Genomic DNA, 23,440 nt, shown 5'->3' with positions numbered 1-23,440 from the left:
GAATTGAAATTATCCAGGGAATATTATTTAAATGAAGATGTGCTGCATCTAGCCAAAGATTTGCTTGGAAAAGTTCTTTTTACAAATATTAATGGTGAAGTTTCTGCGGGAGTCATCGTCGAAACTGAAGCTTATTTCGGAATAAATGACAAGGCTTCTCATGCTTATGGAGGAAGAAGGACCAACCGAACTGAGACCATGTTTAGTGAGGGTGGTGTTGCTTACGTTTATCTGTGTTATGGCATGCACCATCTTTTTAATGTGGTAAGCTCGAAAATAAATGATCCTCATGCCGTCCTGATCAGGGCGATAGAACCGCTAGTAGGCAAAGCGTTGATGGAAGATCGCAGGAAAATGGCATTTACAAAGCCAGCTATTTCATCGGGCCCAGGTTCTGCGGCGAAAGCTTTAGGCATCAACAGGTCTTTCAATGCTAAAGATTTAACCGGAACAGAAATTTGGATTGAAGATCATCAAATTAATTTTGATGATAATGAGATTATGGCTTTTCCCAGGGTTGGAATTGCATACGCTCAGGAACATGCTGCACTTCCCTGGCGTTTCTTTATCAAAGGAAACAAATATGTGAGCAAACCTAACAAGGTTTAGTTTAATTCAAACTTTTCATTCGTCTTGCTGTTTTTCTTTCAAATATCTACAATCATGAAAAACGAGAAGAACATAGCAATATTGAAAGAAATGGCAGAGAGTGTGCGCACCTGTATGTTTACCACATTTTCTACGGGTGATGAACTGGGTAGCCGACCAATGGGTACCGCCAAAATAGAAGATGATGGAAGCATCTGGTTTTATACCAATGAATATTCGCTTAAATCAAAAGAAATTTCGAAAGAGAATAATGTGCTGCTGGCATACAGCGATCCTTCTAAAAATACTTATTTAACGGTAAAAGGAAAAGCTGAATTGGTAGATGATCAGGTTAGGAAAGAAGCCTATTTTTCGCCTTTTGTAAAAGCATGGTTTCCCGATGGTGTAGAAGATCCAAGATTAATTTTGATAAAGGTAACGCCTGACGAAGCCGAATACTGGGATGCATCATCCTCAAAAATTGTTGTGCTTTTTAGTATGTTGAAAGCTGTAGTTACCGGAGATACTCCTGATTTGGGCAAACATGATACAATGAAATTTTAAAATCACATTTATCTTTTAAAAGCAGGTTTGGAAACAATACCTGCTTTTTTTGTAATATTGAGGCAATGAAATTTGAAAACACTTTAGCTTTTGCAAAGGAACAGGATGAAAGAGATGAACTTAAACATTTCAGAGATCAATTCCTGTTTCCGAAATATCGTGATGAATCATTTATATACTTGTGTGGTAACTCATTAGGATTGCAACCTAAAGTGGCTAAAGAGGTACTTAATAGTCAGTTAGATAACTGGGCTAATCTCGCTGTAGAAGGTTGGTTTGATGGAGATGAACCCTGGATGTATTATCATAAAGAGCTGAAAAAGTTAATGGCGCCTGTTGTTGGTGCGCTCCCAAGTGAAGTCTGCCCGATGAATACGTTAACCGTAAACCTCCATTTGTTGATGATTAGCTTTTATCAGCCAAAAGGTAAGCGATTTAAAATCATCATGGAAGCTGGTGCATTTCCTTCTGATCAGTATGCAATAGAAAGTCAGGTTAGGTTCCATGGTTTTGATCCAAATGATGCAATTATCGAGGTTTTCCCGCGAGCTGGCGAAGAAACCCTTCAAACGGAAGATATTGTTGCTAAAATAAAGGAACAGGGAGATGAAATCGCCTTGGTACTTTTCGGTGGAATAAATTATTACACCGGTCAATGGTATGATATGGAAACCATTACCAAAGCTGGTCACAGCATTGGTGCAATGGTAGGATGGGATTTAGCTCATGCTGCAGGTAATGTCCCGGTTAAACTTCACGATTGGGATGTAGATTTTGCCTGCTGGTGTTCTTATAAATATCAAAACGCTGGCCCTGGAGGTATAAGTGGGATATTCGTACATGAAAAGCATTTTGAAAATACAGCGCTCAACCGGTTTGCCGGATGGTGGGGCTATCAGGAAAATAAGCGCTTCAAAATGGAAAAGGGTTTTATTCCCGAAGCCGGAGCTGATGGTTGGCAAGTAAGCTGTACGCAGGTAATGCCGATGGCTTTATATCATGCTTCATTACAAATTTTTAAGGAAGCTGGCTTTCTAAATATGTTAAGAAATAAAAGTATCAGTTTAACCAGTTATTTGGAATTTGTTGTGAATGAATTAAATATAGAATTAGAAGAAGTGCAATATAAAATTATTACACCTAAAAATTCAGAAGAAAGAGGTGCTCAACTATCTATCATTGCGGCTCGAAATGGTAAGGAAATTTTTGATGGTTTATTAGCGCATGGAATTCTTGGCGACTGGCGTGAGCCAAATGTAATTCGTTTAAGTCCGGTTCCGCTTTATAATTCATTTGAAGATGTTTACCAGACAGGTAAAGCATTATCAGAAGTCACCAAAAAGATATTAACTACGGCATAAACATGATTCATTATAACCCGAAAGATTGGTTTACATTTATTTTTCATTTTCATAAAGGCGATACTTTTAGGAAGTTATGGCCGCTAATGATTAGTATCTCAATATTTTCTGCTTTTGTAGCATTTCTTGAACTGAATGTGTTTCAGCTCTCCAAAAGTGATTATGTAAGCAATATCGGGATGATGCACAGCCTTTTAGGTTTCGTGATTTCTATGTTACTCGTTTTCCGAACAAACACTTCCTACGACCGGTGGTGGGAAGGCAGAAGGTTGCTCGGTGCACTCACCAACGTAAGCCGAAATTTCGCCATGAAAATTAAAGCGCTTAACTTACCAGAGGAGGAAGTAAGGTTTTTTGAGTATGGCATTCCAAAATATGCTTTCGCATTAAAAGAGCACCTCCGCGAAAAAAAATATTTCGGTAAGAATAGTTTTTTGATAGAGGTTGAAGAAAGCAAACATATTCCAAATCAAATTGCCAGCAGTATGATTTCGCGTTTATATGAGCTAACCCGAAAAGGATACATTTCGCAAGAACAGCTAATCGTGTTAACCAATGACGTGAATCAGTTTACGGATATTTGCGGAGGTTGCGAAAGGATTAAAAATACGCCTATTCCATTTTCTTACAGCGTTTTCATTAAGAAGTTCATTTTCATTTATGTACTAACACTTCCTATCGGATGGGTATTTAGCTTAGGTTATTTCCTGGTGCTGATTGTTCCATTTATACTATATGTACTGGCAAGTTTGGAGCTGATTGCCGAAGAGATTGAAGATCCGTTCGGATATGATCCGAATGATTTGCCGGTAGATCAGATTTCGAATAATATTGAAAAACACATTGAAGAGATTTTGAGCTAATGATCAAAATTGCCTGGCATCCATTGTACGCACATCCTTTGCCCGAAGGACATCGGTTTCCTATGTTAAAATATGAGCTCATTCCCGGACAGCTCCTTCATGAAGGTACAATTGATCAAAATAATTTATTTAGTCCGAACCTGGTTGATGAAGACATCATCCTGTTGACTCACGATGAGAATTACTGGAAACAATTGAAAGGACTTACCCTTCCACAAAAAGAACAAAGGAGAGTCGGTTTTCCACTTAATGCGCAACTGGTTGAACGTGAATTGCGAATTACACAAGGAACAATTGAAGGAACGCAATTCGCAATTGAAACCGGAATAGCATTTAATGTAGCCGGCGGAACCCACCATTCTGGCAGTAATTGGGGAGAGGGATTTTGCTTACTAAATGATCAGGCTATTGCAGCTAACTATTTGCTACATAATAATTTATTCAGTCGAATATTAATTATTGATTTAGATGTACATCAGGGAAATGGCACTGCTGAAATTTTCCGTAATGAACCACGGGTATTCACCTTTTCCATGCATGGCGAAAAAAACTTTCCATTCAGAAAAGAAATTTCAGATCTAGATGTACCGCTGGAAGACCATATCGGAGATGATGAATATTTATCGTTGCTTGATGAGAAGCTAAATCAAGCTTTCGATAAATCCAATCCGGAATTTGTATTTTATCTTGCCGGCGTAGATGTGCTGTCAACAGATAAACTAGGGAAATTATCTTTAAGTAAAGCCGCCTGTAAGGAGCGAGATCGCATGGTTCTTCAGGCCTGTAAAAGCAACGGCATTCCGCTGCAAGTAAGTATGGGTGGCGGCTATTCTGCAGATATCAAAGATATTGTAGATGCACATTGTAACACATATCGTTTAGCTTTTGATTTATTTACTTGATTCAATATCCTTATCTTCGCCGCATGTTGGAGATTATTTATGAGGATGAACATTTGATTGCGATTAACAAACCACATGGTTTATTGGTACATCAATCTTCTATTGCGAGGGATGCTACAGAATTTGCTTTACAAATGCTACGCGATCAGGTAGGCAAACACGTGAGTCCGGTACATCGTTTAGACAGAAAAACCAGTGGAATCTTATTATTTGCATTTGATAAGGAATCGGAGATCGCCATGCACCAGCAGTTTATGAATGCAGCCACCGAAAAAAAATATTTAGCGATTTTACGTGGCTTTACGCCAGATGAAATGGATATTGATTATCCTTTGGCTAAAGAGAATGGAACCATGCAAGATGCTTTTACCTCCTTTAAGACCCTGCAAAAGGCAGAAGTGGATGTAGCCTTCGGTAAACATGCAACTTCCAGGTATTCATTGGTTGAGGCAACTCCGAAAACCGGGCGTATGCATCAGTTAAGGAGGCATTTCAGTCATATTCTTCATCCAATTATTGGTGATAGAACTCATGGCTGTAATAAGCAAAATAAATTTTTTCTCGAACAATGGAACATGACAACCATGTTGCTCCATGCATCAGAACTGAAATTTATTCATCCTAAAAACCAAAAAGAGATCCATTTAAAAGCTGGGTTGCATGATGAATTCAAAAGAGTAATGGATTTTATGAAAATGAAGCTTTAACACAATTTTTGCATCGAAAAACTGTTTATAAAACATCTATGAATAAATACTTACGTTTAGCTTTCCCAATTTTAGCGCTTTTTGCCAGTAGTTGTTCTTCCGTTTACATGCCCAATGTACCAAATACGCCAATGTTAAGTAAACAGGGGGAATTTAGCGGTGGCGGCCATATTTCCTTAAAAGGTAATGCCAGTATTAATGGTGCTTATGCTGTTTCAAATCACATAGGTGTTTTGTTTAGTGGATCGGCGATGAATAGTGAACGTAAATCGAAAGATTTCGGACACAAATTGATTGAAATAGGGGGTGGTTATTTTGATACTTTCGGGCCGGATAATAACCGCATTATCGAAGTTTACGCTGGTGTTGGAAAAGGATGGAGTGACATTACCTTCAGAGATTATAAAAATGATGTTCTGGTAAGCAGCGAACTCCAGGAAGTAGATTATAGAAAATCCTTCCTTCAGGTAAACTATAGCTCTAAAAAGAAAAACAATTTAAAGTTGTTCGGCAAAGATTTTCCGATCAATTATGGTACGGCATTAAGAATCAGTCATGTGAAGATGGATCGCTTCTTTTTAAATGGCGTGTTTCAGCCCAAAGAAGACAACATTTTCTTCGAGCCAATCTTTTTTACCAGAATGGGATTAAGCAAAACCATTCAATTACAATATACAACAAGTAGTAATATCGGTCTGAAGAACAGAGATTATATGTCTGCCGGAAATTCAATTTTCACTATCGGCGTGGTGGTGAATGTTGGCGGGAAGTAAATCTCAACTCAATAACTGATTAATTTTCGATGAACGAAAAACATAAGTCAATGATCAATGGTTTAAGCATAATGCCTCAGTTATTGATTAAGGTTTCTGGTTTTATTCTGAAACCTTAAAAACAATAGGATAGAGGCAGTTAACAATCCAAAGGTAAGGCCATACCAAATCCCGTATACACCCAACCCAAAGGTAAATCCTAGTAAGTAACCTACCGGAATACCCACAACCCAATATGCTAAAAATGTGATAAATGTTGGCATATTCACGTCGCCAATGCCACGTAACACACCCAAACCAACCACCTGGGTTCCATCGAATAATTGGAAAAAGCCTGCAATAATCAGTAGTTGTCCGGCAATAGCTACAACTTTGGCGTCATCAGTATAGATGAACGGCATAATGGTGTGCGCTACAATAAAGATAATTGCTGTACAACTCATAAAAAGTAAAATGACATGGTAACTTGCGATGGCAGATTTCCGGAGATCATCAAAACTTTTTTTACCAAAATTATTTCCTGTTTTTATTGTTGCGGCAGAAGCTATACCGCTGGCAATCATATACGTCATCGATGCTAAACTGATCGCAATTTGATGCGCTGCCTGTTCAACAGCACCAATAGTTCCAATTAGAATAGCTGCACCGCTAAAGGCACTGATTTCAAAGGAATACTGCAACGCAACCGGTGCACCAATTTTGATGATTTTAGTGGCATAAACCTTATCAATAAATGTAGCTTTAAAGCCAATAAGATATTTTTTAAAATGTTTTGATCGCAGTACATAAATCGCCATTACAACAGCCATCAATGATCTGTCTATCAGCGTACTTAAGCCAACTCCGCTTACGCCCATTGGTTTAATGCCAAACATTCCCTTTACAAAAATGATCCCTAAAGTGATATTTAAAACATTACCCCAAATGGAAACAAACATTGCCTGCTTGGTAAAACCTAAACCTTCGGCAAACTGCTTAAAAGTCTGGAATACGAGTAAAGGGATGATGGATATCGAAAGCAATCCCAAATATGGTTTAGCATAAGCTACAACTGCTGGTGTTTGATTTAAATGATCAATTACCAACAACATTCCAAAATGCACCAGCGCATAAAGCAATATACCCACCAACACATTAATAATTAAGCTGCTCGATAGAAGTTTTCCGCATTCCTGATCATTGTTGCGACCATGTTCTTGTGCAATTAAAGGTGTTAATCCGTACGAAATACCTAAACCAATCACCATGATCAGAATAAAGATACTGTTAACAAGCGATACAGCGGCAAGCTGTGTGGTATCAGTGAAGTGGCCAACAATTACACTATCAGCCATATGTACCAAAGTGTGCCCAACCTGCGATCCAACAATTGGCAATGCCAGATGAAGATTTTCTTTGTAGTAGGGCTTGTATTTGGTATAAATTTTAGAAAACATAAGGCTGCAAAGGTCGGCTTTTTTAATATGAAAAAAGATAGCTTTGATTAATTATGCGGTTTACTTGGTAATTACGGTGATGATTTCTCATCACTCATACAGCGAAACAATAACATCGTTTTTATACAGCTACGAAATATTCTTCCTTCTCCGAAGTATAGGCTCTAATTACATTGGTAAGAATAAGATTCACTAGTATTTTCTGTGCTTTCCGATAGGAGCAGCGTAGTAATTTGCTCAGTTCTTTTAAGGTAATTCGCTGATTGCGATCCAAATATTCCAAAAGCTTTTTCTCATTATCAGAATAGGAGATGAGTACCCCTTTATCTTTATGATCATTTTTGAGCACCTCCACAATAATTTTGCTGGCCAATACACTCTTGTCATCAATTCGGATATATGCCCACCATTTTTTATGTTCATCCAGTGCATAATGCGGCTTAGTATCGCTTTCCGGAATGTTGGCAACCAATACTAGTTTCTCATCAACATAAATTTCTTCGAAATAAGGTTCAATGGCGGGCTTGCAAAACTGATGGGCAGCCGTAAGGATCATGTATTTTTCTTCTTCTTCCGATTTTACACCTTTGATGGTGCCATCATCGGCTACGCCAATAAGCAACTTACCGCCCTTATTATTTGCAAAGGCAACTAAGCTTTTTGCAATCTTTTCGGTGTTGGTAATCGTTTTTTTAAAATCGAGCATCACACCTTCGCCCTGCAGAATTAAACTTTTAATACTTGGCATAATAGATCAATAAGCAACAGTTGGCGTTTCGCCTTGATGCAGGTTTCGGATATAAACTTCGTTCATTACGGTAGCACAAAGCACCCCATTTTTATCAGTAATTTCCATAGGAAAGGCCTTTACAAATTTACCAACGGTTTTTAATGCGTCTTCGGCTTCGGCTATCATCTCATCGGTTACACGAATGGTAAAATATAAATTCGATCTTCCAGGTTTTAAATATTGAATAGATGCACTTTTTAACCAAACCCGAACTTTAAAACCCCGTCTTTGCATTAGTTGATCGAATAACAAGGCATAAAATGGATCGGTGGCAGCGTAAATAGTTCCCCCAAAAATAGAACCATTATAGTTCTTATTCAGGAAACTTTTGCTCAGTTTAACAGTACAACTTCTAAAATCCTCTTCAAATTTCTTCACCCAAATGCGCTGAAAAAATAAAGGTGGATAAAAGCGCATTACCCATTTCAAGGTGTTTTGAGAAATAATCATATTGCCTAATATCAGAAAGATTTAGCACCTTTTAAAGTTTTTAAGCCCGATGTTCAGTAATATTTCAGTAAATAAAGGTGGCAAACAATTATTTGTTAAAGAATTCATCAAATCCTGATTTTTTCAAAAAGCATGTATATAATTCTGAATGTGATCGAACTTAAAAATGGCAATGTGCCAGCTGGTATCCTTTACCGAGAATGCAGCTATGAATCAGCTACATATCTAAAAACGCCAATACTTGATAACAAAAATAAAACTAAATGATTACAAGGTTGTTAAGTGTATAGATAACAATAAAAAACTATGAAAAAAATAATTTTAAGTCTTGCTTTTGCTGGCACATTGATGATTGCCACATCAGCATGCAATTCATCTAAGAATATGGCTGGTTCATCAGACAGTACTTCGATGGATTCTACAGCAACTACGGCGCCAATGGATACGACAAGAACCACACCGCCAGATACATCTAAAACTACACCACCGGATACAACAAAAACACCTCCGATGCAGTAATATAAATGCCACTCTAAATCAAGAGTGGCATTTATTTTTATAATCTGTTTTATTTATTTGTGCTAATTTGTACTTTCAGCAAATAAACCAAATATCGAAATGGATCCAAAATCTAAAGCAAACAATCGTAATGTTATATTTTTAGTCATCGTAGCCGCTCTGGGTTATTTCGTTGATATATATGATCTTGTTTTATTCTCGGTAGTTCGTGTACAAAGTTTAACTGAAATTGGCGTTTCACCTGAAAACATGCAATCTGATGGTTTCCTGATCATCAACTCGCAGATGTTTGGATTGCTTCTTGGGGGGATTCTTTGGGGCGTGATGGGCGATAAGCTTGGCCGAATTAAAGTACTTTTCGGCTCCATTTTATTATACTCCTTAGCTAATATTGCGAATGGTTTTGTTACCTCGGTAAATAGCTACGCTATGATCAGGTTTATTGCTGGTATTGGTTTGGCCGGAGAGCTTGGAGCAGGCATTACGCTTGTTGCTGAAACCATGGATAAAGAAAAGCGTGGTTACGGCACTATGATTGTTGGTGCAATTGGATTGCTGGGCGCAGCCGTGGCAGCAACGGTAGCGTCAAAATATACCTGGCAAACCTCATATTTCGTAGGTGGTGGAATGGGACTGGTTTTATTGCTCCTTCGTGTAGGTACATTTGAATCAGGAATGTTTAAACATGCCGCCGGCGCTGACGTTTCTAAAGGAAACATTTTCATGCTTTTTAACAATAAGAAGCGATTTCTGAAATATCTCTACTGTATTTTAATTGGTATTCCATTGTGGTTTGTAGTTGGAATTTTAGTTACACTTGCCCCAGAATTTGGGAAGGCATTGGGCGCCACTGAGCCGCTGAAAGCCGGAACCGGAATCATGTTCACTTATTTTGGTATTGCAATTGGCGATGTGGTAACGGGCCTGCTTTCTCAGGTGCTTAAATCCCGTAAAAAAACCGTATTCATTTTTCACTTGCTTTCGGCAATTAGCGTGGTGGTTTATTTAACCAGTTATGGATTAACGAGTGATTCCTTTATCTGGATTTGCTTGTTCATGGGTTTTTCGGTAGGATATTGGGCTACCTTTGTCACCATAGCATCAGAGCAATTCGGAACCAATATTCGTGCTACGGTAACTACTACAGCTCCTAATTTTGTACGTGGCGCACTTATTCCAATTACTTTTCTGTTCGAATTTCTCGCGAAAAAATATGGTTTAATTTCTGCAGGGTATTTAGTTATGGCTATTTTAACCATCATCGCCGTGTTTGGATTGAGTCAGTTGAAGGAAAGCTTTAGTAAGGATCTTGATTATCTCGAAGAATAATTAACGGATTTGACAGTAAAGCTTTCGAGATAAAAGATTATGTCAATCCAATGTACTATCTAAACATTTATCAATATAGCTCCTTTAATAGCTTTAAATTTGTGAATACTTAATCACACCACCATGTTTAAAGAAGAAGTTGCAGAACGTTATAAGCAAATACAGGATGAAATTTGCAGGGGATTGGAAATTGCCGACGGAAAGGGAAAATTTCAGGAAGAGCTTTGGGAAAGAAATGGTGGGGGAGGCGGTCGCACCCGAATCATGCAAAACGGTTCGATTATCGAAAAAGGTGGTGTAAATTTCTCTGCGGTATATGGAAAACTTCCGGAACCGGTAAAAAAGGCCTTTAATGTAACTGAAGATGATTTTTTCGCTACTGGAGTATCTATCGTTATTCATCCAAATCATCCTTTAGTTCCGATCATCCACATGAATATCCGCTACTTTGAGCTAAATGAAGAAACGCGTTGGTTTGGTGGCGGAATTGATTTAACACCGCATTATGTGTTTGAGAACGATGCCCGTTTTTTTCATCACAAATTGAAGCAGGCATGTGATGATTTTAGCATTGACTTTTATCCGAAATTCAAGAATCATGCTGATGATTATTTTTTTATCAAGCACCGTGAAGAAACCCGTGGTATTGGTGGCATTTTTTACGATCGCTTGAAGCCAGAAAATACAAATTTATCCTGGGAAGAAATTTTAGATTTTTCGATTAATGTTGGTGAAACATTTTTACCAATTTATACAGAATTGATTGACCGAAACCGCGACAAGCAATTTACCGAAGTTCAAAAAGAATGGCAGTATCAGCGCCGCAGCCGTTACGTAGAATTTAATTTAGTTTACGATTCCGGAACCAAATTCGGCCTGGAAACCAATGGCCGGATTGAATCAATATTGATGAGTTTGCCGCCACAGGCAAACTGGGGTTACAATGTTCAGCCGGGAAATGATACAGAGGAATTCAAAACGCAACAATTTCTAAGAAAGGGAATTAATTGGGTTTAAAGATTTGTATCGGCATTCATGCTGGTCATTAATTTTGCCTAATTAATTTTTTTAATTTTTTGGGCTGTTTCAAGCTCATTTATGAGATGATAGCTGTGTATAAAAGTATTAATAATTGAGTCTTATAATTAATATTATGTTAAGTTGATATTTTGCAATACTATCCTATTCTCTTTTTTATTATCATCTTACAATTCCTGGAGTTTACGGTTCAGTTCCTGAACTTTGTCTGTAGCATTTTTTCTGGTGTAAATGTCTACAAGTAACTGAACTGTTTTTTTGTCGTTAGGATTAATTTCATTTGCTCTTTGTAAAGCAAACTGCGCCCTGTTAATCAGATTATTATATTTGTTGGCTTTGTCTGCTTCATTTTTACTGAGCGTTTCATTTGCACTGTTAATATAAGCCAGACTCAATTGATAAAGCGCATCAAAATAATTTTGGTCGCTATCAAGTGCTTTATCATAAGCGAGAATTGCTGTCGCATTATTTCCATTTACTTGCTGTAGATAACCGTACAAAAAGTAAAGTAATTTATTGCCTTTTTCTACTTTTAAATTTCCCTCGATCAATGCAGCAGCTCTGGTATAGTTCTCAGTATCCAGAAGCAAGTTAATGTAATCGTTAGTAAGATTTCTTTGAAAAGGATTTTTCACCAGGCCATCTTCAAGAGTTTTGATTGCCGTTTCATTATCGTATTTCCCGACGTATAACTGTGCAAGCTTTTGAAACATCGCCGCATTCTGAATACCATTATCTTTTGCTCTTTTGAAGTAATTTATGGCTTCATCATAATTCTGGATGTTTAAAGCACAAATTGCCGTATTTAACGCTAATGTGGTATCTGCAGGAAAACTATCACTTACTTCTTTCAGGTCGTTGTAAGCCTCAGTAAAATCATTGTTAAAAAACGATGAATTAGCTTTTTCCTGTTTTTTAATTAAGATATTATGGTTCGAAGCTTTAATTAAGCCAGAATTGTCTTCGTACTTATCTAAACCCCTCGCCTGCTTAATTGCTGCATTCGCCGCGTCATAAAACTTATCAGAATTGGCTTTATCTGTATCGATGAGCGACGCGAAAGATGTTAAATATGATTTGATTGACCAGGTTTCTGCCCAGTTTTTTGTTTTGTTATCTTTCTCTGCTGATTCTATTGATTTAAGACCTTCGGTAATAATCGCAAGTTGCTTTTTTTCATCCTCTTTATTAGCAATCGAGGCTTGAAGTTTACCTACCGCATTTCTGGCAATTAGTATCTGGCTTTTTTGAGCAACAGCATTAAATGAAACAAAAAATGAGAGGGCTAATATCAACTTTGAACCGCTATGCATAGGATAATTGTACGTTAAATTCGTAAAATGTATTGGTAATGCCGTAAAAATAAACAAAAAAAAAGAGTCCCGAATTAATTCGGGACTCTTTTTTAAATTGTTATCATTTATTGCTTAGGAAGCGCATCTAAACGTTTTTTGATGTCTTCGTAATTTTTAGTGTCATTTCTGAAACCATAAATTGTTTTAAGGGTTTCCAAAGCACCTGGATTTTTAGGGTCAATTTCTAACGCTTTTTTGTAGTAAGGTAGAGATTTGTCTAACAAACCATTCATTTTGGCAGTTACATCATTAAACTCTTTAACTTTTTTAGCATCAATTTTATTTCTTTCATTTTGTAGCTTTAGCGCTTGAGAGAAATAAATGTTTCCTAATAAAACCTGATAGTTTGGGTTAGTAGGCTCTTTTGTTGCCAATGCATTTAACATTTGCTCCGATTTAGCAGCATCTCCCCTGTCGATATAAATTTGAGTTTCTGTTTTGATTAACTCAGCATTATCAGGATATTTTGCTACCGCTTCTTTAATAATTGCCAACGCAGCTGTGGTATCCTTTTGCTTACGTAAAGTAATGTCAACCAGCTCGTTGTATAATTCTGATGACTGTGGTGAGTTTAAAGAGATAACCTTTTTAAACTGCTGAACAGTAGCTGGCCAGTCTTCAGTATTTCTTGCTGCAATGCCTGCGTTTAAATACATCGAAGTATCCTGAGGATTAATTACTGTTGCCTGAACAAATTTGGTGTAAGCTGTCTTATAATCTTTTTTGTTGTAAGCCATCACACCTGCATTTCTTACTGCATTTGCAATATTTGTTTCAGCCAAAGCAAAATTATCTTTTTCCGACCCTTTTGCGTCAATTTTTTTACCTTCAGCAATAGCATCTTGAGCGATCTTAATGTTTGCATCTGCATTTGCCGCATCTACAGTATCTAAAATTGCCGCTGATGAAGCAAACAAAGCACGATACGACCATGCTTCCGGCATTACTTTAGATTTCTCATCGGCAATTGCCTTATCCGTATTAGCTAAACCACTTTTAATGGTTTCCAGTTTTTTAGCCAACGGTGTAGAAGCACCTTGTGAAGTTAGTTGAAAAATGCCCCACTTTTTTTTAGCCTCGTTAACTTCGCTTTTCTGAGCAAACGCAGCGCTTACAGTGCCTGCTAAAATTATACCTAGAAATACTCTTTTCATAATTTTTATTCTAATCTTAATTTAGTTAATTTTCTTCTTCCGTTTCGTCCTCTGAATCTGTTTCATCTTCTTCAGTTTCTTCTGCTTCGGTTGTATCGGCTTCTAACTCTTCTCCGTCAGTTACCACAACATCTGTTAAATCAACTGTTTCTTCTTCATCTTCTTCATGATCAATTTTGGTTACCGAAGCAATTTCATCATCACCTTTTAAAGATATCAAACGAACGCCCTGAGTAGCACGTCCCATCACTCTTAAAGCAGAAACAGGTATTCTAATTACAATGCCTGATCTGTTGATGATCATCAAATCTTCGCTGTCTGTAACGTCTTTAATTGAAACCAATTGTCCTGTTTTTTCTGTAACGTTAATGGTTTTAACACCTTTACCGCCACGGTTTGTCACACGATAATCTTCAATGTCTGTTCGTTTTCCGTATCCTTTTTCTGATACTACTAACACCGTAACCTCCGGATTGTTTACAGCAATCATGCCAACAACCTCATCTTTATCATGTGCCAATCTCACTCCACGTACACCAGTTGCAGTTCTACCCATCGGGCGAACAGTTTTCTCATTGAAACGAATTGCCCTTCCTGAGCGTAAAGCCATTACAACTTCGCTTTCTCCATTAGTTAAACAAGCTTCTAATAAAACATCACCTTCGTTAATGTTAATTGCATTGATACCGTTTACACGTGGACGAGAGTATGCTTCAAGAGAAGTTTTCTTAATGGTACCTTTTTTAGTACACATAATAATGAAATTGTTCTCTAAATACTCATGATCTTTGAGGTTTTTAACTTTGATATAAGCCTTAATTTTCTCGTCTTTCGGAATGTTGATGATATTCTGAATTGCCCTTCCCTTACTTGTTCTCGAACCTTCAGGAATTTCGTAAACCCGTAACCAGAAACATCTTCCGGCTTCAGTAAAAAATAACATGTAATTATGATTGGTTGCAACCAACATGTGCTCAATGAAATCTTCATTTCTTGAGGTACTGCCTTTTGATCCTTTTCCACCTCTGCCCTGCGCCCTGAATTCAGTTGCTGGTGTACGTTTTACGTAACCTTCGTGTGAAATGGTAATTACTACTTCTTCATCATCAATGAAATCTTCCATGCTCATATCTTCAGCAGAATGAACAATGGTGGTTTTACGTTCATCGCCGAACTTTTGTTTAACCTCTTCAAGCTCATCTTTGATAATCTTCATCCGCAAACCTTCATCTGCAAGAATAGATTTCAAATATTCAATGGTTTTCATCAACTCAGCATATTCTTCCTTAATTTTATCACGCTCTAGTCCTGTTAAACGACGAAGCGTCATATCAAGAATTGCCCGAGCCTGAAGGTCGCTTAAACCAAATTTCTCCATTAACCCTAAACGGGCTTCTTCAGGTGTTTCTGAAGCACGGATTAATTTAATTACTTCATCTAAATGATCTAAAGCAATTAAATAACCTTCTAAAATATGAGCTCTTTTTTCAGCCTCAGCCAGTTCATATTTGGTACGGCGAATAACTACATCATGACGGTGATCTACAAAATGTACAATTAAATCTTTCAGATTTAACATCTGCGGACGACCTTTTACCAATGCAATATTGTTTACACTGAAAGAGGTTTGTAAAGCCGTATATTTATATAAGTTATTTAAAACGATGGAAGCATTTGCATCACGTTTTATCTCGTAAACAATGCGGATACCATCTTTATTGGATTCATCTTTAATGTTTGAAATACCTTCCAGCTTTTTCTCGCCCACTAATTCAGCTGTACGCTCAATCATTTGTGCCTTATTTACCTGGTAAGGAATTTCGGTTACAATGATTACTTCACGATCTTTAATGCTTTCAATTTCGGCTTTAGCACGCATCACGATACGACCGCGACCAGTTTCAAAAGCTTCTTTAACGCCATTGTAGCCGTAAATAATACCACCCGTTGGAAAATCAGGAGCTTTGATAAACTTCATTAATTCTTCGATGGTAATATCTCTGTTATCGATATAGTTTATAATCCCATCAATAGATTCTGTTAAGTTATGTGGCGCCATATTGGTCGCCATACCTACCGCAATACCAGATGATCCGTTAACCAAAAGGTTTGGGATTTTTGCTGGTAAAACGGTTGGTTCCTGTAAGGTATCATCAAAGTTCAGCTGAAAATCTACTGTATCTTTGTTAATATCGGCAAGCATTTCCTCAGCAATTTTAGAGAAACGTGCCTCCGTGTAACGCATTGCAGCTGGTGAGTCACCATCAATGTGACCAAAGTTTCCCTGACCATCAACCATTGGGTAACGTAAGCTCCAATCCTGAGCCATACGAACCATGGTAAAATAAACAGATGAATCTCCATGCGGGTGATACTTACCTAAAACCTCACCCACAATACGGGCAGATTTTTTATGTGGTTTATTACTTGTTACACCAAGATCGAGCATACCATATAAAACACGGCGGTGTACCGGTTTCAATCCATCGCGTACATCAGGCAAAGCCCTTGATACAATAACCGACATTGAGTAGTCAATGTAGGCCGATTTCATCTGCTCCTCTATATTAATTTGGATGATTTTGTCGTTTTGTTGATTTTCTAAATCTTCTGCCATAAATTATTATTCTCGTTATCAAAAACGATATTTCAAAAAAAAGGTGTTATTATAACCTTGCGAATTTAGCAAAAATATGCCGAAATAAGGCATTGTGGAAAAGTTTTGCCTATCTACAAAGCTTTTCTGATGCTTAATTTTTTTAGTGTGCTTAAAGCGACATTTAAATGATTTTTTTGAAGCAGCTGAATTAAAGCGCAGCGTCTTTAATGTATCGAGAATCTGATACAATTGGTAGGATTAGGTCATCCAAATTTATATTTTTGCTTATAACCAAAAATTGTAATGGCTAAACAAAAAAAGTCGGCGATGATTTTTATCATGATCACGCTGCTGATTGATTTTACGGGATTCGGAATTATTATACCAGTGTTGCCCAAACTGATTCAGGAATTTACCGGTGGAAGTGTTAGTGTGGCGGCCGATTACGGCGGCTACCTGATGGTTGCATTTGCATTGGCACAATTTATCTGCTCTCCAATTATGGGTGGTCTAAGTGATAAATACGGACGCCGGCCAATTTTGCTATTCTCGCTTTTTGGTTTAGGTATTGATTATATTTTTTTATCCTTCGCTCCTTCCATCTTTTGGTTATTTATTGGCAGAATTATCGCCGGAATAACAGGAGCCAGTTTTACAACTGCTATGGCTTACATTGCTGATATTTCTGAACCAGAGAAAAAAGCTCAAAATTTTGGCCTTGTTGGTGCGGCATTCGGTGTAGGCTTTATTTTAGGACCTGTAATTGGCGGCATCTTTAGTACTTTCGGTCTACGGGTTCCATTTATGATTTCGGCAGGACTTGCTTTAATTAATTGGCTATACGGATATTTTATTCTTCCAGAATCACTTGGTAAAGATAAACGGAGAGAATTTTCATGGAAACGGGCAAATCCGATAGGCTCATTCCTGAACGCTTCTAAATATCCGGCCATACTGGGGCTACTGGCGACCCTATTACTGTTATATATTGCCAGCCATTCCGTACAATCTAACTGGTCATATTATGTAATCGAAAAGTTCCAGTGGGATTCTACCATGATCGGTTATTCATTAGGCGTAGTAGGTTTAATGGTGGCTATCGTTCAAGGTGGATTGATCAGGTTGATCATCCCTAAAATTGGAAACCGAAAGGCAATTTACTTTGGATTAATGTTGTACGTAATCGGTTTTGTGTGCTTCGCTTTCGCTAATAGCGGTTTAATGATGATGATTTTTATAGTTCCTTATTGTCTAGCTGGTATCGGCGGACCCGCCATGCAGAGCATTATATCCAACCAGGTACCTGAAAATGCGCAAGGCGAAATTCAGGGAATAACCACAAGTTTGCAAAGTTTAGCCGCAATCATTGGTCCATGGCTGGCCAGTCATATTTTTGTTTATTTCATCCAGGATGGTACTCCGTTATATTTTCCTGGTGCGCCTTTTATTTTAAGCGCCTTTTTAACGCTGATTGGTTTTTTTATCGCCATCAGGGCAATGCGAAAATATCATTAACGCGAAGCCTGCAGTATCTTAAACTCATTGTAAGCCATCACCACATTATAAACCATTAATACTATCGCTTCAATTTTTACGGTTTTGGATGTATCAATTTGTGTTAATGCCGAAAACAAAAATACTGCTGCAATCAATCCAATTGATATGAAAAAGGAAAGTTTAAACGAGCGGTAAAGCATCGATAACCTGAATAAGGTTTTTTTCTTAAACATTACCGGATCCTTAATCAACTGAACAATGTTGCTGAAAACAAAAAATAAAATCAGGATGATGGTGATGCCAGAGATAGTGCCTTGTTTCAAGCTTGGAATCACCAAAATCTGATTAGAAATAAAATAAGCTACAATAAGGATGCAAGCCAGGGTTTTTAATAACTGCCAGTTTTTATTTCTGAGTAACCAACGCATCGAAGAAAACTTTTCCTGATCTGTAAGCATTTGCAGTTTAGCCCGTGCATCTGCAGAAAAGGAAACAAATGGATTAATAATGCTGATGATAACGATAAGCAAGGTGCTCACAAATTGAAAAATACCATCTGATACCAGCACATGAATCCGATCATCTGTTAAAATATTAGTGTTAAAAAAGGAGATTACAATTAAAACAATAATCACAAAATGAAAAACAATTGGAAAATAGTTTTCGATATTTCCATTTTGTGTGTTTGGGTTGTCTGCCAGTTTGAATTGATCATTATCGAGGTATTTATTCATTAACCGAATAATAACCAGCAGAATAAAAAGTGAGAACATTGAGTTTGCGTTTGTATTAAATTAAGGTCGGCAAAATAATACTATAATAGCGCATTTGCAAGATTAGCCAATTCACTTCGCTCACCCTTTTGCAATGTAATGTGCGCATATAAAGGATGATTTTTAGCATTCTCAATGAGATAAGATAATCCGTTGCTTTCCGAATCGAGATAGGGTGTGTCAATTTGATAAATATCTCCTGTAAAAACTATTTTCGTATGCTCACCCGCCCTCGAAATAATGGTTTTCACTTCATGCGGTGTGAGATTTTGCGCTTCATCTATAATGAAGAAGATTTTTGTTAACGTTCTTCCCCTAATAAAAGCCAGCGGTGCAATTGCAATTTTTTCTGTAGCGATTAACTCATCAATTTTGGCAGTCATTTTTTCATCACCACTAAACTGATCTTTAATAAAGCGGAGATTATCCCAAATGGGTGCCATAAAAGGATCTGTTTTAGATTTGGCATCGCCAGGCAAAAAACCAATGTCTTTGTTGCTAAGTGATACAATTGGTCGGGTAATATAGATTTGCCTGAACTCTCGGCGTTGCTCCAGAGCGCTCGCAAGTGCCAGCAGTGTTTTGCCGGTGCCCGCATTTCCCTGAATACTCACCAGTTTTATATTTGGATCTAACAAAGCATGTATGGCGCAGGCCTGTTCGATATTTTTTGGTTTAATTTTAAATATAGCATCTGTTGAAACAGATGAAAGTGTTTTCAGGGCATGATTATAAAACACATTGGCAACCTTCCGCTTGTTTTTTAATACGTAAAAATGATTTCCCTCTTTCGCTGAAAGCACTATATTCTCCGTATCTAAGTACTTGGTTTTTTTTACCTCATCGATAATTGATTCAGGAAAATTTGACAGTTCTGTCTTGCCGGCGTAGAGCTCATCAACATTTTTAATTTTGCCGGTTTCATAATCTTCTGCGTGTAAATCAAGTGCTTTGGCTTTCAAACGCAGGCATATATCTTTTGAAACGAGCACAACTTTTTTGTTGGGATATTCGTCTTTCAGACTTAACGCGGCGTTCAAAATTTTATGATCGGTTTTGCCCTTGCCAAATATCTCCTCCGCATCAGTTTTTAAGGGTTGATTATTTAAAATCACCCTGAATTTACCAGCACTTTCTGTTTTTAGTTGAACCCAATCACTGATAAGTTGCTGTTTGGAGGTTTGATCAATTAACCTGATAAAACTTCTGGCTTCGAAATTCCGGGTATCGTTTCCACTTTTAAAATGATCGAGTTCCTCTAATACCTGGATAGGAATAGCAACATCGTGTTCATGGAAGTTGTTGATGGCATCATGATCATATAAAATCACAGATGTATCTAAAACGAAGATTTTTTGAGTGGGGTTAATTGGGGTTTTACCTTTTTTAGCCATAAGGTAAATTTAATATTTTGGATAGGATTTGCACCAAATATTGCAATCTTTTAAATGCAAAGTAAAAAACGGTATAAATAAAAACGGGGTCCTTCTTCTTTCGATTCAGTTCCCCGTTTTAACCTTAAAACAACCATAGTTGTATTTAAAGCATCTAATTCTTGTTACTTTGATTTTTCCATTTCCGTAAGGTTTTACAACTTTTACGATCCGTGAAAATTTATTTCCGACTATTCTGTTCGTAAACTTCCTAGTTTTCAATAAGCTCTGTTTGGGCCTGTGCGATTTTCGAATAATCTATCTTTCGATGAGGATTATTTATATTCTTACTCGGTTTAACCCTTTCTGAAATTAATCGTTTTCCCTGTAAACATATCCGAAATAACTCTCTGTTCAGATCATTATCTCTTTTGGATGGTTTTATCAGAATTCAAAGTACTTCGTATTTGATATCATCTAATTTAGTACAAAAACACCCCTGTGTCAAGCAAAAATCGACACAAATTATTAACATAGTTTTAAACTTAAAAACACTGGTTATCAACATGATAAATAGATATAGTATTCATTTCTTTAAAGCCAACGCATATTATCAAAGTTTATTAACATCAACGCTATAAGAAATTATAAACATTTTATAACATTTTGGTAACCAGTGCACTAGTTAAATTCTGCCTGAATTTTCTAAAAAATCAAAAAACTTAATTTTCAGTGCAACAAAAAACATGTGTATTATGTTATTTTTGTACATGCAGATCAGGCAACCCATTCGAAATATTCAAGACTTTTTATTAAGTACTTACTTTGCGGATGGGTTGCGAATTACGATAGGTGTTCTCCTCCCCTCACTTATACTAGCACAATTCGGTATGCTAACCTATGGCATGACTTTATCGCTCGGTGCTTTGTGTGTGAGTGTGGTGGATAGCCCCGGGCCGATGGTTCACAGGCGGAACGCAATGTTCGTTACAACGATATTAATTTTCGTATTTTCAATCATCACCGGACTTACCAATAAAAGCCATTATTTCATAGGTTTTTTACTGGCCATTTCGAGTTTTATCTTTTCGATGTTTTACATCTATGGGGTAAGAGCTGCGTCGGTTGGTACAGCCGTTTTACTTATCATGGTGTTGAGCATCGATGATGTTCGCCCATGGCAAGAGGTGATTTCTCACTCGCTAATGGTTTTGGCCGGGAGTTTATGGTATACAGGATTAAGTTATTTCGTCTATCGCCTCCGCCCCTTTCGTTTGGTACAACAATCTTTAAGCGATTCTATTTTAGAGGTAGCCGAATTTTTGAGGGAAAAAGCAAAGTTTTATCATCAGAACAATAATTACGATAAAACCTACGCCGATTTGTTGCAGTTACAAGTTTCGGTACACGAAAAACAAGATGCCGTTCGCGAACTTCTCTTCAGAACAAGGGAAATTGTAAGAGATTCAAGTCCGGAAGGCAGATTTTTATTGCTGGTATTTGTAGATATGGTTGATTTGTTTGAGCAAGTGATGTCAACTTATTATAACTATCAGCAATTACATGATCAGTTTGATAAAGCGGGTATTTTATCAGACTATGAAATGGCGATAAAACGTATTTCTTATGCTTTGGATGATATTGCCTTTGCCTTGAAAAGCGGTGGAAAACCAGTAATCTCCAAACGATTGCTTATCGAAATTGAACGTTTAAAAATTAAAATCAATAACCTGGAGAAGAATAATACCAATCAGGAATATAGTACCATTGGGATTATTGCTTTGAAAAATATCGAAGTAAATATTGAGAATATCCTATCAAGGGTGAAAACAATTTTCAGTTATTTCAAGGTCCGCAATAACAAAGATATTCGTCAGGCGGAAGTGGATACCGAGAAATTCATTAAGCGCCAGAAATTTGATTTTGATTTATTTAAGGAAAATCTCACTTACAGTTCTTCAACCTTCAGGCATTCGTTAAGGGTTACGGTAGTCATGTCGCTTGGGTTTATCGTTTCGCAAATACTTGATTTCTCTCACAGTTACTGGATTTTGTTAACCATTTTAGTGATTTCCAAACCCGGCTTCAGTCTAACTAAAGAGCGAAATTATCAACGGTTAATTGGTACAACCGTTGGCGCTTTCATTGGTATGGCGGTAGTGAGTTATATTCATGATAAAAATGCGCTTTTTGTAATTCTATTAATATGCATGGTTGGAAGCTACAGTTTTCAGCGTAAAAACTATGTGGTGAGTGTGCTTTTCATGACGCCATACATCCTTATCTTATTTGATTTCCTCGGAATGGGTTCTATTGCCTTAGCCAGGGAGAGGATTTATGATACATTTATTGGGTCGGGTATTGCTTTGTTAGCCAGCTACTCACTCTTTCCAACCTGGGAACATGAAAAACTAAAAGAAGCGATGACCGACATTATAAAAGCTAACAAAGCTTATTATGAACAGGTTGCCAGGTTGTATTTTGAAAAAGTTTATAACCGGACAGATTACAAGTTGGCGAGAAAAGAAGTATATGTGGCTACTGCAAACTTAGCGTCATTATTTCAGCGAATGTTCTCTGAACCTAAAAGTAAGCAGTTATTTATTAAAGAAGTACATCAGTTTACAGCATTAAGTCATTTGCTGTCTTCGTATGTGGCCACACTCTCGCTCTACAATAAAGAGCACGAATTTACTTTCGAAAATTTCGACGCCTTAAAACCTATTGCTCAAAATACAGATTATTTGCTTGATACTGCGATGAATAATTTACTTGAAGGCAAAAATACGATTGAAAATGTTCCGTTGATACGCCTGGCAGATACCGGCTTAAAAATAGTAGAAGGAAAAGACTTGGTGCCAGAGCAATTTGACTTGATTCAAAAAGTTGCCTATGATATTTACAAACTTACAGTTAAGGTAAAAATTTAGTTTTTCGCAATAAATTCAATTACACTGCAAGCGCTAAAAGGCAAAGTATAACTTGTTCCGTTGTCTAATTTAAATACGATTTTTGCATCACAGGGAAAATTCTTGTCTGCTAAATCTTTCGCCTCAAATATTATTGGATAAAACTTTTGTTCGGGATTGTCTGACTTAACGGTCTCTTCCCTTAGCTTAAATTTAAGTTTTAATTCTGTTTCTCCAGCTTTCAAATAAACTTTATCAATTTTTTTAAAACTCGTATTTGCGGTGAAATTGATCATCAAATGATTATCCATTCCGCTACTATTATCTTTAAATAGCTCGAAAGCGTAGTAACTTTTGTCATCTCTAAAGTATTGATAATCGATACTCTGCTTAGTTTGCTGACTATATGCAATATTGCCAAATGCAATTAACGCGAAAAATAATAATGTAGTTTTCATAG

General features: G+C 37.1%; 21 protein-coding genes. 12 read left to right on the top strand and 9 right to left on the bottom strand.

Annotation, left to right across the window (positions count from 1 at the left end):
• Positions 1–3 precede the first annotated feature (3 nt).
• The 7 genes from R2Q70_RS16595 (at position 4) to R2Q70_RS16565 (ending at position 5,758) form a co-directional block, all read left to right on the top strand.
• Positions 4–609: a DNA-3-methyladenine glycosylase gene (locus R2Q70_RS16595; RefSeq protein ID WP_316808669.1), complete on the top strand. Its 606-nt coding sequence runs from the start codon at positions 4–6 to the stop codon at positions 607–609.
• Positions 610–663: 54 nt separating this feature from the next.
• On the top strand, positions 664–1,152 hold the full coding sequence (locus tag R2Q70_RS16590) for a pyridoxamine 5'-phosphate oxidase family protein (RefSeq protein WP_010601427.1): 489 nt from the start codon (positions 664–666) through the stop codon (positions 1,150–1,152).
• 65 nt (positions 1,153–1,217) lie between these two features.
• Positions 1,218–2,513, top strand: a complete 1,296-nt coding sequence (gene kynU / locus R2Q70_RS16585; RefSeq protein ID WP_316808668.1) for a kynureninase — start codon at positions 1,218–1,220, stop codon at positions 2,511–2,513.
• A 2-nt stretch (positions 2,514–2,515) separates the two neighbouring features.
• A complete protein-coding gene (locus R2Q70_RS16580) occupies positions 2,516–3,376 on the top strand; it encodes a bestrophin family protein (RefSeq protein WP_316808667.1) in 861 nt (286 codons plus the stop codon).
• The gene (locus R2Q70_RS16575) at positions 3,376–4,278 is read left to right on the top strand and encodes a histone deacetylase (protein WP_316808666.1); all 903 of its coding nucleotides are present in this window, start codon (positions 3,376–3,378) and stop codon (positions 4,276–4,278) included. The genes R2Q70_RS16580 and R2Q70_RS16575 overlap by 1 nt, the downstream gene beginning before the upstream one ends.
• 23 nt (positions 4,279–4,301) lie before the next feature.
• On the top strand, positions 4,302–4,985 hold the full coding sequence (locus tag R2Q70_RS16570) for a pseudouridine synthase (RefSeq protein ID WP_316808665.1): 684 nt from the start codon (positions 4,302–4,304) through the stop codon (positions 4,983–4,985).
• A 38-nt stretch (positions 4,986–5,023) separates the two neighbouring features.
• Positions 5,024–5,758, top strand: coding sequence for a hypothetical protein (locus R2Q70_RS16565; protein WP_316808664.1), 735 nt, complete (start codon positions 5,024–5,026; stop codon positions 5,756–5,758).
• 80 nt (positions 5,759–5,838) lie between these two features.
• Here the strand turns inward: R2Q70_RS16565 and R2Q70_RS16560 are convergent, their stop codons facing one another.
• The 3 genes from R2Q70_RS16560 to R2Q70_RS16550 all read right to left on the bottom strand — a co-directional run bounded on the left by R2Q70_RS16560 (position 5,839) and on the right by R2Q70_RS16550 (position 8,434).
• On the bottom strand, positions 5,839–7,194 hold the full coding sequence (locus R2Q70_RS16560; RefSeq protein WP_316808663.1) for an MATE family efflux transporter: 1,356 nt from the start codon (positions 7,192–7,194) through the stop codon (positions 5,839–5,841).
• 121 nt (positions 7,195–7,315) lie between these two features.
• Positions 7,316–7,942 carry an RNA-binding domain-containing protein gene (locus R2Q70_RS16555; protein WP_316808662.1) on the bottom strand — a complete coding sequence of 209 codons (627 nt, stop codon included), beginning with the start codon at positions 7,940–7,942 and terminating at the stop codon, positions 7,316–7,318.
• 6 nt (positions 7,943–7,948) lie between these two features.
• A complete protein-coding gene (locus R2Q70_RS16550; RefSeq protein WP_316808661.1) occupies positions 7,949–8,434 on the bottom strand; it encodes a DUF4442 domain-containing protein in 486 nt (161 codons plus the stop codon).
• A 306-nt stretch (positions 8,435–8,740) separates the two neighbouring features.
• Between R2Q70_RS16550 and R2Q70_RS16545 the strand changes: the two genes are divergently transcribed.
• The 3 genes from R2Q70_RS16545 to hemF all read left to right on the top strand — a co-directional run bounded on the left by R2Q70_RS16545 (position 8,741) and on the right by hemF (position 11,299).
• Positions 8,741–8,953, top strand: a complete 213-nt coding sequence (locus tag R2Q70_RS16545) for a hypothetical protein (protein ID WP_029204312.1) — start codon at positions 8,741–8,743, stop codon at positions 8,951–8,953.
• 99 nt (positions 8,954–9,052) lie between these two features.
• Entirely contained in the window at positions 9,053–10,282 is a 1,230-nt protein-coding gene (locus R2Q70_RS16540; RefSeq protein WP_316808660.1) for an MFS transporter, read from the top strand.
• Between the two features lie 123 nt (positions 10,283–10,405).
• Complete coding sequence (gene hemF, locus R2Q70_RS16535; protein WP_316808659.1) at positions 10,406–11,299, top strand: oxygen-dependent coproporphyrinogen oxidase; 894 nt, start codon at positions 10,406–10,408, stop codon at positions 11,297–11,299.
• Between the two features lie 188 nt (positions 11,300–11,487).
• Here the strand turns inward: hemF and R2Q70_RS16530 are convergent, their stop codons facing one another.
• The 3 genes from R2Q70_RS16530 to gyrA form a co-directional block, all read right to left on the bottom strand.
• A complete protein-coding gene (locus R2Q70_RS16530; RefSeq protein ID WP_316808658.1) occupies positions 11,488–12,633 on the bottom strand; it encodes a tetratricopeptide repeat protein in 1,146 nt (381 codons plus the stop codon).
• Positions 12,634–12,740: 107 nt separating this feature from the next.
• Entirely contained in the window at positions 12,741–13,829 is a 1,089-nt protein-coding gene (locus R2Q70_RS16525) for a tetratricopeptide repeat protein (protein WP_316808657.1), read from the bottom strand.
• A 25-nt stretch (positions 13,830–13,854) separates the two neighbouring features.
• A complete protein-coding gene (gene gyrA / locus R2Q70_RS16520) occupies positions 13,855–16,446 on the bottom strand; it encodes a DNA gyrase subunit A (RefSeq protein WP_316808656.1) in 2,592 nt (863 codons plus the stop codon).
• A 285-nt stretch (positions 16,447–16,731) separates the two neighbouring features.
• On the opposite strand from gyrA, the gene R2Q70_RS16515 reads away from it, so the two are divergent.
• On the top strand, positions 16,732–17,943 hold the full coding sequence (locus R2Q70_RS16515; protein ID WP_316808655.1) for a TCR/Tet family MFS transporter: 1,212 nt from the start codon (positions 16,732–16,734) through the stop codon (positions 17,941–17,943).
• On the opposite strand, the gene R2Q70_RS16510 is transcribed toward R2Q70_RS16515, so the two are convergent.
• Both R2Q70_RS16510 and R2Q70_RS16505 read right to left on the bottom strand, forming a co-directional pair.
• Positions 17,940–18,659, bottom strand: coding sequence for a hypothetical protein (locus R2Q70_RS16510; protein WP_316808654.1), 720 nt, complete (start codon positions 18,657–18,659; stop codon positions 17,940–17,942). The two genes, R2Q70_RS16515 and R2Q70_RS16510, sit on opposite strands and share 4 nt — an antisense overlap.
• A gap of 80 nt (positions 18,660–18,739) precedes the next feature.
• On the bottom strand, positions 18,740–20,092 hold the full coding sequence (locus R2Q70_RS16505) for a PhoH family protein (protein WP_316808653.1): 1,353 nt from the start codon (positions 20,090–20,092) through the stop codon (positions 18,740–18,742).
• A gap of 734 nt (positions 20,093–20,826) precedes the next feature.
• On the opposite strand from R2Q70_RS16505, the gene R2Q70_RS16500 reads away from it, so the two are divergent.
• Positions 20,827–23,001 carry an FUSC family protein gene (locus R2Q70_RS16500; RefSeq protein WP_316808652.1) on the top strand — a complete coding sequence of 725 codons (2,175 nt, stop codon included), beginning with the start codon at positions 20,827–20,829 and terminating at the stop codon, positions 22,999–23,001.
• Here the strand turns inward: R2Q70_RS16500 and R2Q70_RS16495 are convergent.
• Positions 22,998–23,438 carry a hypothetical protein gene (locus R2Q70_RS16495; protein ID WP_316808651.1) on the bottom strand — a complete coding sequence of 147 codons (441 nt, stop codon included), beginning with the start codon at positions 23,436–23,438 and terminating at the stop codon, positions 22,998–23,000. The genes R2Q70_RS16500 and R2Q70_RS16495 overlap by 4 nt on opposite strands.
• Positions 23,439–23,440 lie beyond the last annotated feature (2 nt).

This window comes from Pedobacter agri (genome assembly GCF_032678665.1).
GTDB lineage: Bacteria > Bacteroidota > Bacteroidia > Sphingobacteriales > Sphingobacteriaceae > Pedobacter > Pedobacter agri_A.
Note: the sequence above shows the minus strand (reverse complement) of the source record. Positions and strands in the feature narration are given on the sequence as shown.

Coding starts and splice junctions, on each gene's coding strand:
- R2Q70_RS16550 (WP_316808661.1), bottom strand. CDS start 8,434: ATGATTATTTCTCAAAACACCTTGAAATGGGTAATGCGCTTTTATCCA.
- R2Q70_RS16575 (WP_316808666.1), top strand. CDS start 3,376: ATGATCAAAATTGCCTGGCATCCATTGTACGCACATCCTTTGCCCGAA.
- R2Q70_RS16505 (WP_316808653.1), bottom strand. CDS start 20,092: ATGGCTAAAAAAGGTAAAACCCCAATTAACCCCACTCAAAAAATCTTC.
- R2Q70_RS16565 (WP_316808664.1), top strand. CDS start 5,024: ATGAATAAATACTTACGTTTAGCTTTCCCAATTTTAGCGCTTTTTGCC.
- R2Q70_RS16510 (WP_316808654.1), bottom strand. CDS start 18,659: ATGAATAAATACCTCGATAATGATCAATTCAAACTGGCAGACAACCCA.
- R2Q70_RS16530 (WP_316808658.1), bottom strand. CDS start 12,633: ATGCATAGCGGTTCAAAGTTGATATTAGCCCTCTCATTTTTTGTTTCA.
- hemF (WP_316808659.1), top strand. CDS start 10,406: ATGTTTAAAGAAGAAGTTGCAGAACGTTATAAGCAAATACAGGATGAA.
- R2Q70_RS16525 (WP_316808657.1), bottom strand. CDS start 13,829: ATGAAAAGAGTATTTCTAGGTATAATTTTAGCAGGCACTGTAAGCGCT.
- R2Q70_RS16495 (WP_316808651.1), bottom strand. CDS start 23,438: ATGAAAACTACATTATTATTTTTCGCGTTAATTGCATTTGGCAATATT.
- R2Q70_RS16590 (WP_010601427.1), top strand. CDS start 664: ATGAAAAACGAGAAGAACATAGCAATATTGAAAGAAATGGCAGAGAGT.
- gyrA (WP_316808656.1), bottom strand. CDS start 16,446: ATGGCAGAAGATTTAGAAAATCAACAAAACGACAAAATCATCCAAATT.
- R2Q70_RS16515 (WP_316808655.1), top strand. CDS start 16,732: ATGGCTAAACAAAAAAAGTCGGCGATGATTTTTATCATGATCACGCTG.
- R2Q70_RS16545 (WP_029204312.1), top strand. CDS start 8,741: ATGAAAAAAATAATTTTAAGTCTTGCTTTTGCTGGCACATTGATGATT.
- R2Q70_RS16580 (WP_316808667.1), top strand. CDS start 2,516: ATGATTCATTATAACCCGAAAGATTGGTTTACATTTATTTTTCATTTT.
- kynU (WP_316808668.1), top strand. CDS start 1,218: ATGAAATTTGAAAACACTTTAGCTTTTGCAAAGGAACAGGATGAAAGA.
- R2Q70_RS16540 (WP_316808660.1), top strand. CDS start 9,053: ATGGATCCAAAATCTAAAGCAAACAATCGTAATGTTATATTTTTAGTC.
- R2Q70_RS16555 (WP_316808662.1), bottom strand. CDS start 7,942: ATGCCAAGTATTAAAAGTTTAATTCTGCAGGGCGAAGGTGTGATGCTC.
- R2Q70_RS16560 (WP_316808663.1), bottom strand. CDS start 7,194: ATGTTTTCTAAAATTTATACCAAATACAAGCCCTACTACAAAGAAAAT.
- R2Q70_RS16500 (WP_316808652.1), top strand. CDS start 20,827: ATGTTATTTTTGTACATGCAGATCAGGCAACCCATTCGAAATATTCAA.
- R2Q70_RS16570 (WP_316808665.1), top strand. CDS start 4,302: ATGTTGGAGATTATTTATGAGGATGAACATTTGATTGCGATTAACAAA.